The 16,929-nt window shown below is 70.8% G+C and carries 14 protein-coding genes; 7 read left to right on the top strand and 7 right to left on the bottom strand.

What is annotated here, in order from left to right; genetic code table 11:
* Positions 1–9: 9 nt before the first annotated feature.
* From KF840_05210 to KF840_05200, 3 genes are all read left to right on the top strand, one after another.
* Positions 10–2,376, top strand: a complete 2,367-nt coding sequence (locus KF840_05210; GenBank protein ID MBX3024294.1) for a tetratricopeptide repeat protein — start codon at positions 10–12, stop codon at positions 2,374–2,376.
* 204 nt (positions 2,377–2,580) lie between these two features.
* Positions 2,581–3,786, top strand: coding sequence for a hypothetical protein (locus KF840_05205; protein ID MBX3024293.1), 1,206 nt, complete (start codon positions 2,581–2,583; stop codon positions 3,784–3,786).
* Positions 3,787–3,832: 46 nt separating this feature from the next.
* Positions 3,833–4,558 (top strand): hypothetical protein, encoded by a 726-nt coding sequence (locus tag KF840_05200; protein ID MBX3024292.1) that lies wholly within the window; start codon positions 3,833–3,835, stop codon positions 4,556–4,558.
* Positions 4,559–4,571: 13 nt separating this feature from the next.
* On the opposite strand, the gene KF840_05195 is transcribed toward KF840_05200, so the two are convergent.
* Complete coding sequence (locus KF840_05195; GenBank protein ID MBX3024291.1) at positions 4,572–5,294, bottom strand: hypothetical protein; 723 nt, start codon at positions 5,292–5,294, stop codon at positions 4,572–4,574.
* A 149-nt stretch (positions 5,295–5,443) separates the two neighbouring features.
* On the opposite strand from KF840_05195, the gene KF840_05190 reads away from it, so the two are divergent.
* A complete protein-coding gene (locus KF840_05190; GenBank protein MBX3024290.1) occupies positions 5,444–6,307 on the top strand; it encodes a hypothetical protein in 864 nt (287 codons plus the stop codon).
* Positions 6,308–6,389: 82 nt separating this feature from the next.
* Here KF840_05190 and KF840_05185 read toward each other — a convergent pair whose 3' ends face one another.
* Positions 6,390–8,564: a PxKF domain-containing protein gene (locus tag KF840_05185; protein MBX3024289.1), complete on the bottom strand. Its 2,175-nt coding sequence runs from the start codon at positions 8,562–8,564 to the stop codon at positions 6,390–6,392.
* A 142-nt stretch (positions 8,565–8,706) separates the two neighbouring features.
* Entirely contained in the window at positions 8,707–9,453 is a 747-nt protein-coding gene (locus KF840_05180; GenBank protein ID MBX3024288.1) for a response regulator transcription factor, read from the bottom strand.
* Positions 9,454–9,599: 146 nt separating this feature from the next.
* On the opposite strand from KF840_05180, the gene KF840_05175 reads away from it, so the two are divergent.
* The 3 genes from KF840_05175 to KF840_05165 are packed head-to-tail and all read left to right on the top strand — an operon-like array spanning position 9,600 to position 12,811.
* Complete coding sequence (locus KF840_05175; protein MBX3024287.1) at positions 9,600–10,685, top strand: phosphotransferase; 1,086 nt, start codon at positions 9,600–9,602, stop codon at positions 10,683–10,685.
* Positions 10,682–11,419: a nucleotidyltransferase family protein gene (locus tag KF840_05170; protein ID MBX3024286.1), complete on the top strand. Its 738-nt coding sequence runs from the start codon at positions 10,682–10,684 to the stop codon at positions 11,417–11,419. The genes KF840_05175 and KF840_05170 overlap by 4 nt, the downstream gene beginning before the upstream one ends.
* Before the next feature lie 42 nt (positions 11,420–11,461).
* Positions 11,462–12,811 carry a patatin-like phospholipase family protein gene (locus KF840_05165; protein MBX3024285.1) on the top strand — a complete coding sequence of 450 codons (1,350 nt, stop codon included), beginning with the start codon at positions 11,462–11,464 and terminating at the stop codon, positions 12,809–12,811.
* 88 nt (positions 12,812–12,899) lie between these two features.
* Here the strand turns inward: KF840_05165 and KF840_05160 are convergent, their stop codons facing one another.
* The 4 genes from KF840_05160 to KF840_05145 form a co-directional block, all read right to left on the bottom strand.
* Positions 12,900–14,039 (bottom strand): acetyl-CoA C-acyltransferase, encoded by a 1,140-nt coding sequence (locus KF840_05160; GenBank protein MBX3024284.1) that lies wholly within the window; start codon positions 14,037–14,039, stop codon positions 12,900–12,902.
* Positions 14,040–14,798: 759 nt separating this feature from the next.
* Positions 14,799–15,365, bottom strand: coding sequence for a zf-TFIIB domain-containing protein (locus KF840_05155; GenBank protein ID MBX3024283.1), 567 nt, complete (start codon positions 15,363–15,365; stop codon positions 14,799–14,801).
* A 3-nt stretch (positions 15,366–15,368) separates the two neighbouring features.
* Positions 15,369–16,283, bottom strand: a complete 915-nt coding sequence (locus KF840_05150; protein ID MBX3024282.1) for a M48 family metalloprotease — start codon at positions 16,281–16,283, stop codon at positions 15,369–15,371.
* The gene (locus tag KF840_05145; GenBank protein ID MBX3024281.1) at positions 16,280–16,840 is read right to left on the bottom strand and encodes a LemA family protein; all 561 of its coding nucleotides are present in this window, start codon (positions 16,838–16,840) and stop codon (positions 16,280–16,282) included. Before KF840_05145 ends, KF840_05150 begins: the two co-directional genes overlap by 4 nt.
* Between the last annotated feature and the right edge of the window lie 89 nt (positions 16,841–16,929).

Here is a 16,929-nt window from a genome sequence, read left to right as displayed (position 1 = left end):
GAGGAAGACATGCGGAGAGGCCGTCGTTCGCTCCTCGCCCTGGCGCTGCCGGTTGCGCTCGCCGTCGCGCCGCTGCTCGCCGGGTGCAATCGCGAGCCCGAGACGCCGGCGCTGGTCGCCGCCGCCGAGGCCGCCGGCGGCACGGCGCGGATCAGCTACCCGCAGGAGGGGACGCTGTTCCCGCCCGAGATCGTCGCCCCGACCTTCGTCTGGGAGGACGCGACGGCGAACGTCGACCGCTGGTACGTGGTGGTGCGCGACGACGCCGGCGGCGAGGTGCTGCGCGAGGCGGTGGACGCGCCGCGCTGGCGGCCGTCCGAGGAACGCTGGCGCGAGATCAAGCAGCGCAGCGCCGAGCGCGATGCCGAGGTGCTGATCGCCGGCGTCAACCAGGGCCGCCTCGGCCGCGTGCTCTCCTCGGCGCGGGTGCGCATCCGCACGTCGAAGGACCCGGTGAACGACTCGCTCTTCTACCGCGAAGTGCCGCTGCCGTTCCTCACCGCGGTGCAGGACCCGTCGCGCATCCGCTGGCGCTTCGGCACGGTGGACCAGGAGGGCGGACCGCCGATCGTCCTGCAGAACCTGCCGGTGTGCGGCAACTGCCACTCCTTCGCCGACAACGGCAGCGTGCTCGGGCTCGACGTCGACTACGGCAACGACAAGGGCGCCTACGGCATCCTGCCGGTGTCGGAGCACATGGTGATGAACGACGAGAAGATCATCACCTGGGCCGACTACAAGCGCGAGGACGGCGAGCTCACCTTCGGCCTGCTGTCGCGGGTGTCGCCGAGCGGGCGCTACGTCATCAGCACGGTCAAGGATCGCTCGGTGTTCGTCGCCATCCCCGACCTGATGATCTCGCAGCTCTTCTTCCCCATCAAAGGGATCCTGGTGGTCTACGACCGCGACACCAAGACCTTCGCGGCGCTGCCCGGGGCCGACGATCCGCAGTACGTGCAGACCAACGCGGTGTGGAGCCCGGACGGCCGGGAGATCGTCTTCGCGCGCACCACGGCCCACCGCGCCGAGCACCTCGAGCAGCAGAACAGCGCCCTGGTCGACGAGAAGGACGTGCCGGAGTTCACGGTCGAGAAGCGTCCCTTCCGCTACGACCTGTACCGCATCCCCTTCAACGACGGGAAAGGCGGCACCGCCGCGCCGCTCGAAGGCGCAGCGAACGACGGCATGAGCAACTACTTCCCCAAGTACTCGCCGGACGGGAAGTGGATCGTCTTCACCAAGTCGAAGAGCTACATGCTGCTGCAGCCGGACAGCGAGCTGTGGATCGTGCCCGCCGCCGGCGGCGAGGCGCGGCGGCTGCGCTACAACACGCCGCGCATGAACTCGTGGCACAGTTGGTCGTCGAACAGCCGCTGGCTGGTGTTCTCCTCGAAGGTGAACGGGCCCTACACGCAGCTCTTCCTCACCCACATCGACGAGGACGGCAACGACAGCCCGCCGGTGCTGCTCGAGCGCTTCACCTCGCCGGACCGCGCCGCGAACATTCCCGAGTTCACGCACCTGCCCGGCAACGCCATCGCCGACATTCGCGAACAGTTCCTCGATTCGTACTCCTTCCTGCGCGCCGGCATGGCCAACGAGCACACCGGCGACCACCGCGGCGCCGAGCGCAGCTACCGGCGCGGGCTGGAGATCGCGCCCGACAACGTCGAGCTGCACAACGCGTTGGGGTGGACGCTGTTCCAGGACGGCCGCACGCCGGAAGCGGTGGCCGAGTACCGCCGCGCCCTGGCGCTCAATCCCGGCCACGCCAAGGCGCACAACAACCTGGCGCTGGCGCTGGTCGAGCTCGGCGAGATCGCCGAGGCGGCCGACCACTTCCGCCAATCGCTGGCGGTCGAGCCGAAGGCCGAGATCTACAGCGACCTCGGCTTCGTGCTGGCGCAGCAGGGAGACATGGAGGCGGCGGTCGCCAACTATCGCCAGGCGCTGGCGCTCGATCCCGACTGCGCCTCGGCGCACTTCAACCTGGCGGTGACGTACGTCCGCGACGGCGATTTCGCGCAGGCCGAGGCGCACTATCGGAAGGCGCTCCCCGGCCGGCCGTCGGCCGAGACGCACAACGGGCTCGGCTACGTGCTGGTGCAGCAGGGGCGCACCGACGAGGCGATCGCCGAGTTCCGCCAGGCGATCGACGCCGATGCGCAGTACGTGCCGGCCTACAACAACCTGGCGGACGCGCTGGCGCGACAGGACCACCTCGACGAGGCCGCCGAGACCTACCGGCGCTCGCTGGCGCTGAAGCCGAGCGCCGCGGTCCACAACGCCCTCGGCGGCATCCTGCGCCAGCTCGGCAAGCCGGCGGAGGCGGCGGAGCAATTCAGCAAGGCGAGCGCCATGAGCCGCGCCCGCTGATCCGATCGCCCGGCCGCTGGCGCTGGGGAGCTGTCCCCTCGTCCCGCCAGTCCTGTCTTGACAATGAAGGAAGCGGACGGGAATGGTCGGAGCTGGCGCGCAGCGCGGGGGCCTGCGGTGCGGCGCCGGAAGACGTCTACGACGCAGTGCTGCGAACCGGCCGGCCTCGCAGCGGGGGAGTCCATGAACCGACTTGGAGCGAGGATGATCGCGCGCGGCGCCGCGCTGGCGCTGGTCGTGGGGTGGGTCGCCTCGGCGGTGCCGAGCGCCCATGCCTACCCCTACTACGACAACGGGGCCGGGGTCGGCTGCGTCTCGTGCCACAACCAGTTCCAGAGCGGCACCGGCGTGCTGCACACCCAGCACCGCACTCGCTTCGCGGTCACCACCTGCAACGTCTGTCATCCGAGCGGCGGCGGATCGACGCCGGTGCGGACGTACTGGAGCGGCACCGGCGGCGGGTTCGGGTGCGCCGGCTGTCACGGCCAGGACTACGGCGAAACGTCGCCCAACAGCGGTCAGGCGAAGGCGACCGCGTACGGCCTGCGCCAGTTCCACGTCGACCAGGGCGTCTCCTCCTGCGGCCCGTCGGGGTGCCATCAGCCGGGAACGCTCGGCCATCCCAACCCCTTCCCGACCCGCTATGGCGAGAACGTCGCCCCGCCGTACTACAACCCTCTGTTCAGCAATCTGACCGACCCGTGTTCGAGCTCGCAGGAGGACCTGCCGTTCGATCCCGACAGCGTCGGCCTCGACAACGACGGCGACGGGTTCGCCGACTATCCGGCCGACAGCGACTGCCCGGCCCCGGCGGATACGTTCACGCCGACGCCGACGGCGACGCCGCTTCCGGGCACGCCGACGCCGAACATCGGCATCGCCTGCGGCACCGCGCCGGCGCTCGCCTGCGTCGCGCCGGCCAAGGGCAGCCTGCTGGTGGACGAGAAGACGGCGGGCAAGGAAAAGCTCAAGGTCACGTTCTCGAAGCTGCTGCCGGCGGTGACGCAGAGCCAGTTCGGCAATCCGGTCAGCGGCACCACCGGCTACCGGATCTGCATCTACAACGGCGCCAACCAGCTCAAGGGGGTGTACACCGTGGCGCGCGCCGGCCAGACCTGCGGCGACGCGCCCTGCTGGGCCGCGGTGTCGGACAAGGGCTACAAGTACAAGGACAAGAGCGCCACCGCCGACGGCATCACGACGATGAAGCTGAGCGGCGGCGATGCCGGCAAGGGCAAGATCAAGATCAAGGGCAAGGGCGCGGATCTGCCGTCGGGGATCGCCGCGGCGTTGCAGAGCCAGACCGCGGCGACGGTGCAGATCCTGTCCAGCGACGCGTCGTGCTTCGGCGTCGCGCTGACGACGGTGAAGAAGGCGGACGGCGTCGCCTTCAGCGCCAGCGGTCCCTGACGACCAGCGGGTCGGCGGCCGGAGCAGGGCCCGACCGGCCAGGCGAATGACCGCCGCTCGCCCGCCATGGAAGGAGCGCGGCCGCCTCGTGCGCCTGGCGAGGCGCGCCGTGTTGAAGACGGCGGCCCTGCACTGGGGCACGAAGAGCTTCGAGTGCTGGACGTTCCTCATGGCGTTGCTCGCCCTCGTGCGACCGCGCGGCATCGTCGAGCTGGGCAGCGGCCGCAGCACCTCGTACCTCACCGAATACGCGATGAAAGCGGGCGTTCCCTTCGCCTCGGTGGAACAGAGCTGGTTCCACGCCGTGCGCATCCGGCACGGCCTGCGCCACAGCTTCCTGAGCGGGCGCTACGTGTGCCACGTGCCGCTCGCCGCCGACGGCTGGTACGACGGCGACCGCCTGCGCCGGGCCGTCGACTTCGCCTGCGACTGCCTGTTCGTCGACGGGCCGGTTGGCGTCGACGAGGACCTCGGGCGCGGTCGGCGCGGCGGCGAGCGCGCCCACGCCTGGCTGAGCGCGGCGGCGGCGACCAGCCGCGTGCTCATCGTCGACGACGTTCACCGCCGCGCCAACCTGGAGCTCTTCCAGATGCTGACGGAGACGGCGCCGGAGCGCGCGGAGCTGTATCTGCGCTACAGCGTCCAACCGGCGCCGAACGTCCTCGCCGTCGCCCTTCCGCGCCCGGCGCGCGAACCGCTGCTCGCCGTCTGCGCGACGCTCGGCATCGCCGTCGCCACCAGCTTCAGCGCGGCCGAGTGCAGCGAGCCCTGAGCGCGCCGGCGCGTCAACGCGGGCGCGGGCCGCCGGCGCTCGGATCCTCGGGCAGCGCCAGCCGCTGCAGCGGCAATCCGGGCGGCGCCAGCTCCGGCGGGACGACGCCGTCGGCGGGGATGTCGATGCGCTGCCCGCTCTGGTCGACGAAATCGTAGTCGGGCGAGAACATCAGGATCGGCGCCAGGCGCTGCCCGTCGTCGGTCACCTGATAGTAGCGCACGTAGCCCTCCGGCAGGGTGAAGTCGTCGGGCACGATCAGCCCGCTCTTCAGCGGATTGGTGCCGCGCGGCGGGAAGACGCCGATGCCGCTCTTGCCGTCCTGGGTGCGCAGGCGTTCGACGAGCTCTCCGACCCATTCCGGCAGGGCCTCGCCGGTCGCCGCGGCGTCCGCGTCCCCCTCCGGCGCCGGGTTGGCCGCGGGGGGCGCGGCATCGCCGGCGGGCGTCACTTCTCGCGTCGGCGCGCGGCGCGTCGACCGGGTCAACCGCACGGCGGCGCCGGCGGCCGGTTGCGCCGCCGCGGGCAGGCTCGCCGTGGCGCTCGTCCCGGCGCCCGCCGGCGAGGTGCCGTGCGGGCGCGTCGGCTGCAGCATCCTCCACGCGACGACCAGCGCGACGATCACGGCGACGGTGGCGCCGATCGTCCGCAGACGACGGATGGCGCGGCCGCGTCGGGTCTCGAACACGCGCACCCCATCGGTGCTGGCGCGTCGCTCACGGGGATGTTCGGCCATGGCGGGAGGCTCAGCGAACGCTACCGGATGGCTCCGCGGGGCGTACAGCACGCGGCGTCCGGCAGCGCGCGCGTGGCCGCGCCGTGCTTGCCCGGCGAATGCTGGTGCGGTAACGAGCCCGGTCCGTGTCCCTGCCAGCGGCGGCCAGTGTGAGCACTTTCGAGGTGATCGCCTATCGGCGTCCCTGGCGCGTTGCCGCGGCGCTGCTCGCCGGCGTCAGCCGCTGCGGACTGCTGCTGCTGGCCGTGTTGCTCTTCTTTCCGGACGTCTGGCCGGAGGTCGGCGGCAGGCTGGACAATCCGCTGCGTCTGTTTCGCGGCGTCGCCAGCCTTTCCCTGCTCCCCGGCGTCGCGGGCTGGCTGCTGCAGCGGGCATTCGCCGCGCGGGCGAGCATCGGCGACGGCGTGCTGACGCTGCGGCGCGCCGGGCAGCGCATCGAGATGGCCACCGCCGCCATCGCCGCGGTGCGGCCGTGGCGCCTGCCGCTGCCGGCCGGCGGCGTCTCGCTCCGGCTGGATGCCGGGCGGCGCTTCCGGCTCGCGCTGCAGGTGCGCGATCCCGTCGCCTTCGCCGCCGCGCTGGGCGCTGCCGGAGTGGCCGATGGCACGTCCGCGGCGGCGCACCCGGTGGCGCGCTACGCGGCCTCGCGCGCCGTCTGGCGCCGCCGGTGGTATCATCCGCTGCTCGCTTTCGGCCTCTTCGGCCTGGTGCCGGCATTGCCGGTGTTCCGACTGCATCAGTGGGTAGCCTACGGGGGAACGTTCGGCGAGTACTACATGTACGGCTTGCGGGCGTACGTGGCGGGCCTGGCGATCTTCTGGGGCACCGCCGTGGTCTACCTCGTCCTCTACGCGGCGGTGTTGCGGGCCGTGGTTGAAACGCTCGCGTACGCCACGGCGTGGCTGGCGCCGATGCGCCTCCCGGCGGTCCGTGGCGCCGCGGAGACGGCGCGGAGAGGGCTCTACTTCGGCGCCGTGCCGCTCTTCCTGCTGCGGCTGTATCTCGCGTCCTGAGCGCGCAGGGGGCGCACCCCGGCAGGGGCGGCGGGGATCGCTCCCCCGCCGCTCCTGCCTCGAGGCGCCCGTGCCCCCCGGGTTACTTGAACTTGAAGAGCGCGAACGGCGTCGTGCCGTTGTCGAGCTCGAGGACCACCTGGTAGCACTTGCCGGCGAAGCTCTTCGCCGTCTGCCAGTTGTAGGTGAACTGCTCGCTGCCGGCGTCGTAGCGCAGCCCGGCGTTGCCGGCGGTGTCGGTCACCTCGACCGGATCGACCGGTAGGGTGCTGTTGCACGGCACCTCGGCGAAGCGGATCGGGTTGTTGGTGACGGCGCTCAGGCGGCGGATGTAGCCGCTGGTGCAGCGCATCGGCAGTTGCCACTTGAGCGGATAGGTGCGCCCCGCCTGGCCGATGTTGTAGACGGGGGCGTTGTCGACCGGCGCGAAGAAGCCGTTGAACGTGTAGAAGCTCGGATCGCCGTTCGGCGTGTTCACGCAGCCGACGCCGGCCTGGCAGGCGTCGGTCGTGCAGACGTTGCCGTCGTCGCAGCTCTTCGGCGTCGCGATGCACTGATTGGCGCCGTTGCAGACGTTGTCGGTGCAGATGTCGCCATCGTCGCAGAGAGTGCCCTGGGCCTGGAAGGTGCAGGTCGCCGCGCAGCAGCTCTGCGCCGTGCCGTTGGCGTCGCCGTCGTCGCATTCCTCGGTGCCGCGGACCAGGCCGTCACCGCAGACCGGGGCGCAGGCCGACGGCGCGCCGGCGCAGGCCCAGCCGTCCTCGACCGCGCAGGCAGCGCAGCCATCGCCGTCGAGCGCGTTGCCGTCGTCGCAGCCCTCGCTGTCGACCACCAGGCCGTCGCCGCAGACCGCGGCGCAGCTCGACGGGCTGCCCATGCAGGCGTAGCCGTCCTCGGTGGTGCAGGTCGGCGAGCAGCCGTCGCCGGGGGTCAGGTTGCTGTCGTCGCACTCCTCGCCGCCGACCACCAGGCCGTCGCCGCAGATCGGCGCGCACAGCGAGGGCGTCCCGCTGCAGGCGTAGCCGGGCTCGACCTCGCAGCGGCTCGAGCAGCCGTCGCCGTTCGCGCCGTTGCCGTCGTCGCAGGCCTCGTCCTGCGGCGTCCCCGAGGGCAGCCACACGGTCTCGATGGCGCCGTTGCCGCACGCCGGCGGGGTGAGCGTCCCGGTGGGGTCGAGGCCCCAGCCCATGCGGTCGTGGCCGTTCCAGTTCCAGTGCGGATTCTTGCCGTCCGGGTACGGACCGGCGGTGGCGAACTGCACCGCCACGTCGCCGCCCGGGGTGGTGAGGAAGGCGGAAGCGGTTGCGCCCTCGAAGGTCGGGTGGGTGTCGTCCGACTGGATGTAGTCGAAGGTGGTGCTGTTGGTCACCAGCTTCAGGTTGGCGTCGCGCAGCGTGCCGGCGAGCGAGAGGATGCGGCTCCTGTAGTCGTCGAGGCTCTCGCCCTTGAGGTAGCGGATGGCGTCGGAATCGATGCGGCCGTCGCCGTTGCCGTCATAGTCGCGCGCCATGTACTGCGCGAAGGCGTCGGCGCACTCGAACCCGTACTGCTCGGCCAGGTGGCAGGTCCACCAGTTGCTCTCCGCCAGCAGGGGCAGGAAGAGCGTGCGCATGTGGACGCGGTTGCCGTTCGCCGGATCGCCGTTCACCGGGTCGGTGCAGGCGCTGTAGGCGTTGTCGGCGTCGAACCCCGGGTAGTACAGGTTCATGACCACCTTCACCTTGGTGTTGGCGTGCGCGTACTGGTTGATGTTCTTCATCGCCAGCTCGGTGTAGGTGCGGCAGTTGGTGCCGGCGGTCTGCAGGCCGCTGTAGTTGCACGCGCCGGCGGCGCTGCGGAAGCTCGAGCGCGCCTGCAGGTAGTCGTTGCCGCACATCTCGAACATCACGACGCGCGTGTTCGCATCCTGCATGAAGGCGCGGTCCGTCGTCGTGTTGAGGCGGGTGTTGTAGATGTCGGCGGCGACGGCGCCGGACTGGCAGCGGCGGCGGATCTCCACCTTCTGGCCCGACAGCGCCGCGAGGTATTCGCCCATGACGTGCGGCGCGGCGCGCCGGGCGATGCTCGTGGCGCTGGTGTAGCCGGCGAAGATCGAATCGCCGTAGGCGACGACCCGATAGGTCTGCGTGGAGCCCGTGCGGGTGACGTTCCACGCCGAGTTCTGCGCGATGCTGCTCGCCGATGCCTGCGAGGCGAGCAACATCGCCGTGATCAGGACAGCCGTGTGCCGTCCTCCCTTCCGTACGCAACCGCTCATAAGAGTCTCCCCCTGGTGCCGAAAAAGGTGCTTGCGCAGCCAGCCCCCACGGTGGCGCGCGCGGCAGGGAGGTATGGGAGTCGTCGCGCTTCGGCAACACCCGAAGGAGGGAATTCGCCATACCTCTTTCGAGGTATACGAATCAGTGGGATTCGAATCCGGTGACGATGCCGGTGCGGATGGCGAAGAGCGTGAGCTGGACCCGGTCGCGGACCGCCAGCTTCTGGAAGATCGAGTTGAGGTGCTTCTTCACCGTCTCCTCGCTGATGAAGAGATCGCGGGCGACCTCGGCGTTGCGACGGCCGAGCGCGACGTGGCGGATGATCTCCCGCTCGCGCTCGCTGATCGCCGGCCGGGACGGTGCGCCCAGCTCGGCGACGGCGACGCGCTGGACCGTCGGCGGCAGCCACGCCTGGCCGGCGGCGACGGCGCGGATCGCCTCCAGCAGGGTGGTGACCGCGAAGCGTTTGAACACCACCGCCAGGGCGCCGTTGCGGATGGCGGCCGCGGCATCGCCGACGTTCTCGTTCATCGTCAGGACGATCACGGATGCGGCGCGGGCGAGGGCGGGAATGGCGGGCAGGGCGCTGCGGTCCATCTGCAGATCGAGCAGCAGCAGGTCGCAGCGATGGCGCGCCAGCAGGGGCGCGATGTCGTCGACGCGCTCCGCCTCGGCGACGATGTCGACGTCCTGCTCCTGCCGCAGCAGCGAGCGCACGCCCTGGCGGAACAGTGCGTGGTCGTCGGCGATGGCGATCCGCACCGCGACGCCGGGCGAGGTACCAGGGCCGTTGCCGACAACCGTGGCGTCCGGGGTCGCGCCGCCGTTGGAGGCGGCGCGGCGGGAGTCGGCCGACTGGCAGGACTTCGTGTATTTCCCGGTGCTCATCGCGGACTGGCGGGTCGCGGCGACGGCGGGGCGCCGCCGCACCGAGCTTCGCCTTTAGGCGATCGCGCGCCGCTCGAGCAAGGGCCGGACGCGGTGCGCTCGAAGCAACTTTGACCGCCGCCGCGGCCGCCTGCTAGGCGCGCTCCATGGCCGACGTGGAGGCGGGGATCGGACGGACGGTGGCGGAGTTGGTGCGCGACCGCTTCGGCGGCGCGGCGGCGGTGACGCGTCTGGCGCCGCTGGCCGGCGACGCGTCGACCCGGCGTTACGCCCGCGCCTGGCTGCGCGGTCCGGGGGCGCCGGCGACGGCGGTGGTGATGATCCTCGCCGATCGCGGCATCGCCATGTCGTCGGACGAGCTGGCGGTGTTCCGGGAGCCGCTGCGCGAGCTGCCGTACGTCAACGTGCACCGCTTTCTCGAGCGGCTGGGCGTCGCCATCCCCGCGCTCTACGTCGATGCCTCGGCGCGGGGCCTGTTGCTGCTCGAGGACATCGGCGACACGCCCCTGTGGGAGGCCTTGCAGGGGCGCGCCGAGGCCGAGCAGCAGGCGCTCTTCGAGGCGGCCATCGACCAGCTCCTGCGCATCGAGATCGACGGCACGGCGGCGCGCGACGATTCCTGCATCGCCTTCCAGCAGATGTTCGACCGGCGTCTCTTCGACTGGGAATTCGAGCACTTCCTGGAATACGGCCTGGTCGACCGTCTGCCCGCCGGCCTGCCGGCGGGCGAGCAGGACGAGCTGCGGCAGCACTTCGGGCGCCTGTCCGCCTTCCTCGACGCGCAGCCGCGGGTGCTCAACCACCGCGATTTCCACGCCTGGAACCTCTACCTCTGCGACGGGCGGATCCGGGTCATCGACTTCCAGGACGCGCTGCTGGCGCCGGCGCCGTACGACCTGGCGACGCTGCTCGGCGATCGCGACACCCGCGACGTCGTCCGGCCGCCGCTCGAGCAGCGCCTGCTCGCCTACTACGCCCGCGCCTGGGCGGCGCGCGGCGGCCCGCCGTGGAGCGCGGCGGCGCTGTGGGAGGTCTACGCCACCTGCGCCCTGCAGAAGGCGTTCAAGGTGGTCGGCCGCTTCCACTACCTCGACCGGGTGAAGGGCAAGCCGGGCTACCTGCGCTATCTGCCCGGCACCTGGCGGCAGATCGCCCGCCTGCTGGCGGACTGGCCGGAGCTGGCGCCGGTGCGCGCGATCCTCGCCCGTCACGTCGTCGAGCTGCGCCCGTGAAGGCGATGATCCTCGCCGCCGGCTTCGGCAGCCGGCTGCGCCCGCTCACCGACCGCGTGCCGAAGCCGCTGCTCGCGGTCGGCGGCAAGCCGCTCATCGCCTACCCGCTGGCGCTGGCGCGCGCCGCCGGCATCCGCGACGTGGTCATCAACCTCCACCACCACGGCGCCGCCATCCGCGCCGCGCTCGGCGACGGCGCCGCGTTCGGCGTCTCGATCCGCTACTCCGACGAGGATCCGATCCTCGACACCGGCGGCGGCATCCTGCGGGCGCGGCCGCTGCTCGGCGGCGAGCGCTTCGTGGTCCTCAACTCGGACAGCATCGTCGACCTCGACCTGCGCCGCCTGGTGGACTGGCACGTGGCGCGCGGCGGCGTGGCGACGATGGTGCTGCGCCGCGATCGCGAGCAGGCGCGCTTCGGCGAGATCGAGATCGACGCGGCGTCCCGCGTCCGCCGCCTGCTCGGCCGGCCCGCCGCGGCGCCGGCGCCGCTGACGCCGTTCATGTTCGCCGGCGTGCACGTGCTCGAGCCCGCCGTGTTCGACCACATGGCCAGCGGCGCCTTCGGCATCGTCAAGCAGACCTATCCCGCCCTGCTCGCCGCCGATCGCCCGGTGCACGGCTACGTCCACGACGGCTACTGGCGCGTCCTCGACACCCACGTCGGGCTCGCCGAGGGGCGCTACGACTTCACCGCCGGCCCGCCTCCCCTCGCGCCCGGGAATCGACCTTGACATACTGCGTCATCACTCACTACTGATGAACCGTTGGGCCAGATGGGCATCACCATCGTCCAGAAGAGCGATCCCAAGGTTCGCAAGAAGAACCCGAAGATCGCACTGGTGCTCGCGGGCGGCGCGATCACGGGCGGGGCGTTCAAGCTCGGCGGCCTGAAGGCGCTCGACGACTTCCTGGTCAACCGCAAGACCACCGAATTCGACTCGTACATCGGGCTCTCCGCGGGGGCCGTGCTGGCGGCGCCGCTGGCGGCGGCGATCAGTCCGGCGGAGATGATCAAGAGCCTGGAGGGCAAGTCGGACGAGATCGACGTCTTCCGGATGGTCGACTTCTACAGCCCGAACGTCGCCGAATTCGTCCAGCGGCCGCTGCAGTACGCGCTGGCGCTGGTCAGCTTCCTGCCCGGATCGCTGATCGACGTTCTCCGCAACACGCCGCAGTTGCAGACCGACCTGCGGGCGGCGCTGCGCGACTACGTCCGCCGGCCGTCGCCGTCGCAACTGCCGAAGCTGCTGGCGCCGATCGCCGAGGCGCTGTGGAAGCGACGGGACTTCCCGTCGCTGCTCGATCACCTGCCCAGCGGGCTCTTCGACAACTCGAGCATCGAGCGCTACATCCGCCGCAATCTCGAGGACGCGGAGCTGAGCAACGACTTCCGCATCCTGTACCGGCGCACCAAGCGCGAGCTCTACATCAGCGCCATGAACCTCGACACGGCGGAGCGCGTCGTCTTCGGCCACGACGAGGACGCCTCGGTCACCATCTCGGAGGCGGTGCAGGCGTCGACGGCGCTGCCGGGGTTCTACAAGCCGGCGCGGCTGAAGGGCATCGACTACGTCGACGGCGGCGTGCGGCGCACCGCCAACCTCGACGTCGCGGTCGAACACGGCGCCGATCTGATCATCTGCTACAACCCGTTCCGCCCGTTCTCCAATCGCGTCCAGCGCCGCTTCGACCGCGACGCCGGCCGCTACGTCTACGACGGCCAGCCGCTCGCCGAGAGCGGCATCCTGAGCGTGCTGAATCAGGTCTTCCGCACCCTGCTCCACTCGCGGCTGCAGTACGGCCTGCGCGAGTACCAGGACGATCCGAGCTTCCGCGGCGACATCATCGTCATCGAGCCGAAGGAGAGCGACGTCCACTTCTTCCAGCTCAACGCGCTGTCGTACTGGGAGCGCCTGCGCGCCGCCCAGCTCGGGTACGTCTCGGTCACCGAGTCGATCGCCAACCAGTACGAGCTGGTGAAGTCGGTGCTCGAGCGCTACGGGCTGACGATCACCCGTCGCGAGGTGCGCGAGAGCGTCGATCGCATCCGCGAAGAGGACGTCGAGAACGCCACCGAGGCGCTGACCCGCGAGGTCCCGAAGCGGCGCCTGCGGGTCGCCTGAGTCTCTTCACCGCCGAGACGCAGAGACGCGGAGAACCCCGCGTCCCGCAGCCGCTCTCTGCGCCTCCGCGTCTCGGCGGTGCACTTCTCTAGACGCGCTCGATGATGGTCGCGATGCCCATCCCGATGCCGATGCACATCGTGGCCAGGCCGTAGCGCTGGTCGCGGCGCTCGAGCTCGTCGATCAGGGTGCCGATCAGCATCGCGCCGGTGGCGCCGAGCGGGTGGCCCATGGCGATGGCGCCGCCATTGACGTTCACCTTCTCGGGGTCGATGCCGACCTCCTTCATCGTCACCAGCGGCACCGGCGCGAAGGCCTCGTTGATCTCGTAGAGGTCGATGTCGTCCGCCGTCAGGCCGGCGCGCCGCAGCGCCTTCTGGGTCGCGGGGATGGGGCCGGTCAGCATGATCACCGGCTCGGAGCCGACGATCACCTGCTCGACGACGCGGGCGCGCGGCTTCAGCTTCAGCTCCTTCACCGCCCGCTCGGAGGCCACCAGCACCGCGGCGGCGCCGTCGACGATGCCGCTCGAGTTGCCGGCGGTGATCACGCCGTCGGGCTTGAACGACGGGTTGAGCGCCATCAGGCCCTCGAGCGTTGACTGCGGCCGCACGTGCTCGTCGGTGTCGAACACCTTGCGCTCGCCGTTGTGGGTCACCTCGATGGGCACGATGCTGCGCGCGAACCGCCCCTCCTGGATCGCCTGCCAGGCCTTCTGCTGGCTGGCGAGCGAGAACTCGTCGAGCTGCTGGCGGGTGAACTTCCACTTCTCGACGATCATCTCCGCCGAGAGCCCCTGCGGCACCAGATCGTACTTCTCCATCAGGCTCATCGGCAGGGCGCCCATATCCGAGCCCATCGGCACGCGGGTCATGTTCTCGACCCCGCCCGCCAGCACCAGATCCTGCGCTCCCGACTTCACCGCCATGGCGGCGAAGTTCACCGCCTGCTGGCCCGAGGAGCAGAACCGGTTCAGCGTCACCCCCGGCACCTCCACCGGCCACCCGGCAGCCAGCACCGTCGAGCGGGCCAGATTCGATCCCTGCTCGCCGGTCTCGGTGACGCAGCCGACGATCACGTCCTCGACCCGCCCGGGATCGACGTCGTTGCGCGCCACCACCGCCTTCAGCGGCGCCACCAGCAGATCGATCGGATGGGTCTCGCTCAGGCTGCCCTTGCGACGCCCGCGCGCGGTGCGAACGGCGTCGATGATGAATGCGTCGGCCATGCTGCGTTCCTCCCCGTCCCGCCGGCGCTAACAGCCGACTGCGGATCGAGTCAACGCCCCCGCGATAGTTGGCACCGGGACGGTCCGCCATCGGGGAGCGGCGGCGCGAGCCCGTGCCCCATCCGTGAAAGCGAAAAGGCCCTCCGGGTTACCGGAGGGCCGTTCCGTGAGCCCGTGGGCTCGTGCCTGTGCGAGAGGGAAAAATTTGGGCCGAGTGAATGGCCTCTGACAGGTGTTGCTACTGACGGGTGTTACTTCTTCTTCTTCGCAGTCGCCTTCTTCTTGGCAGGAGCCTTCTTCTTCGCCTTCGAAGCGGCCTTCTTGGCAGGAGCCTTCTTCTTTGCGGGCATGTGAGCCTCCTTCACTGAGTCTGCTTACTCTTGGGCCCCTCTCATCACAGGCACTATCCTCAACAGCCACCCACCACCCATACGCGGCGGATTATAGGGAAGGCCCGGCCGGACCGTCAACAGTCGAATGCCATTTTGGAAATTTTTTTTTAAACCTGAAGAGGCCCCAGTTCCGGGGCAAATCACGACCCTAGAATGCTGTTACCCCTGACCAGCCTGGCTGGCGTAGCAGGCCGTTTTAGTCGCGACCCACGACAGCGTGTAGGCCACCAAACCCTTGCGCCACAAGGGCTAGACGCTTGTGGGGCAAAAACGACGCCCGCTGCATCAGGCCTGGGATTTGTCTTTATCCAGCGATTTCGCGGACGTGTCGGATGATCGTCAGCCGCTCGACGAGACGTGGGTGGGTTCAACGGAGGACGAGGCGGAGGAGGGCGGCGAGGGCCAGCCAGGGGCCGGCGGACCTGAGCCAGGCGAGCCAGGGCTGGGTATCGTGCGCGGGTGGCTCGTCGGCGGCATAGGTGGCGGCGTCGAGGTTGCTGACCTGGGCCCAGGTGGCCTGCCGCGCCAGTGTGCCGGTCAGGCGCGGCAGGGGATCGGGTCTCCCTGGGGCGTGCTCCTTGACGCGGGTCAGGGTGCCGCGGTTGAGCCACATGCCGTCGCACACCGGGCAGCGTTCGATGGCGGCGTCGGCGGGCAGGGCCGGATCGTGGAATGGGCGCAGCGGGCTCGAGCAGCGGGGGCAGCGTCCGGGGGTGGTCGGCGGGGGGATGGTGTCCTGGAGGCGGGTTTCGTCCACCGCCTCGAGGCGGGCGGCTTCGCCGCGGTCGAGGGGGTACAGCTCCCAGCGGTCGCACCAGATGCCGCCGCAGCGCCGACACTGGTCGAGCAGCAGCCCGTATCCGGAGCGGGCGTGAGCGGTCACCTGGCTCATGGTGACGCCGCAGTGCGGGCAGGGGATCGGTGCCGAGGGCATGTGTCAGTGGCCGGCCAGGCCGCGCAGCAGGGCGATGCGCTGCGCCAGCGGTGGGTGTGTGGCGAAGAGGCTGCCCCAGGGGGCGTCGGCGACGCGGTCGGTGCGGCGGCGGAGCGGGCTGACGATGAAGAGGTGGGCCGAGCCGCGGCTGGCGGCGCGCAGCGGGAACTCGCTGCCGGCGATCTTCTCGAGCGCTCGTGCCAGGCCCTCCGGGTTGCGGGTCAGCTCCACGGCGGTGGCGTCCGCCTGGTACTCGCGGCGGCGCGACACGGCCATTGCCAGGAGCTGGGACAGCAACGGGGTCAGCACGATCAGCAGCGGCAGGAGCAGCAGAGCGAGGGGCGGGGTGGCGCGGCCGCCCTGGCGGGCGAGGACGGCGCTGCGGCGGGCCCAGTCGGCGAGCATCAGGAGGCCGCCGAAGAGCACCGACACCAGGGTCATGACGGCGCTGTCGCGGTTGGCGATGTGCGCCATCTCGTGCGCGACGACCCCCTGGGTCTCCTCGCGGTCGAGCAGGGCGAGGGCGCCGGCGGTGACGGCGATGGCCGCGTCCGCCGCGGCCCGTCCCGTCGCCAGGGCGTTCGGCGACGGATCGGGAATGACGAACAGGCGCGGTCGCGGCAGGCCGGCGGCGATGGCCATTTCGGTGGCGATGTTGGCGAGCTGACGGTGTTCCGGCTCGTCGTCGCGCAGCGGTTCGGCGAGCAGCGAGGCCAGGATCCAGTCGGCGCCCCGCCGCCAGCCGAGCGCGCTGGTGACGCTGGCGACGGTCAGCGCGGTCAGCGTCGCGATCGGCGCCGGCGCGCCGATGACGGTCAGATCCAGGAGCAGCCCGACCGCCGCGAAGAGGCCCAGGAAGGCGCCGATCAGCACGGCGGTGCGCCGGCGGTTGCGGCGCTGTTGCTCGGCGAAGCTCACCGCGCCGGGGGGAGCGAGAGATCGACCGGTGGGACGGCGTGGGCGCTGTCGTCGGCGGCGAAGAGCTCGGCGTGCTGGAAGCCGAAGCGACCGGCGAGCAGGTTCGCCGGGAACACGTCCTGCTGGGTGTTAAAGCGCATCACCACGTCGTTGTAGTACTGGCGCGCGAAGCCGAGTTGGTTCTCGGTGGTCGTGAGCTCCTCCTGCAGGTGCATGACGTTCTCGTTCGCCCGCAGTTGCGGATAGCTCTCGGCGACCGCGAAGAGCTGCCGCAGGGCCCGCGTCAGGTCGGCCTCGGCGGCCATGCTCTGCTGGACGGTGTTGGCGCCGGCGGCCTGGTTGCGGGCCGCGATGACGCGCTCGAGGGTGTCGCGCTCGAACTCCATGTAGCCGCGCACCGCCGAGACCAGGTTGGGAATGAGGTCGTGCCGCCGCTTGAGCTGGACGTCGATCTGCCGCCAGCCGCTGGCGACCTGGTTCTTCAGCGCCACCAGCCGATTGTAGGTCCAGATCGCCCACAGCCCCGGGGCGACGATGATCAGCAGCAGCAGCCACATGCCGCGCCTTATACGGCACGACGTGGGGTGGCTCTACCGGAAACAGGCCCCACCCCCGCGATCCGAGCGCGACCGCGAGGCGCGCCACG

It is taken from the genome of bacterium (assembly GCA_019637795.1).
Taxonomy (GTDB): Bacteria; Desulfobacterota; Binatia; order HRBIN30; family CADEER01; genus JAHBUY01.
The sequence above is the reverse complement of the archived record's forward strand: the minus strand, read 5'-3'. Positions and strand labels throughout refer to the sequence as shown.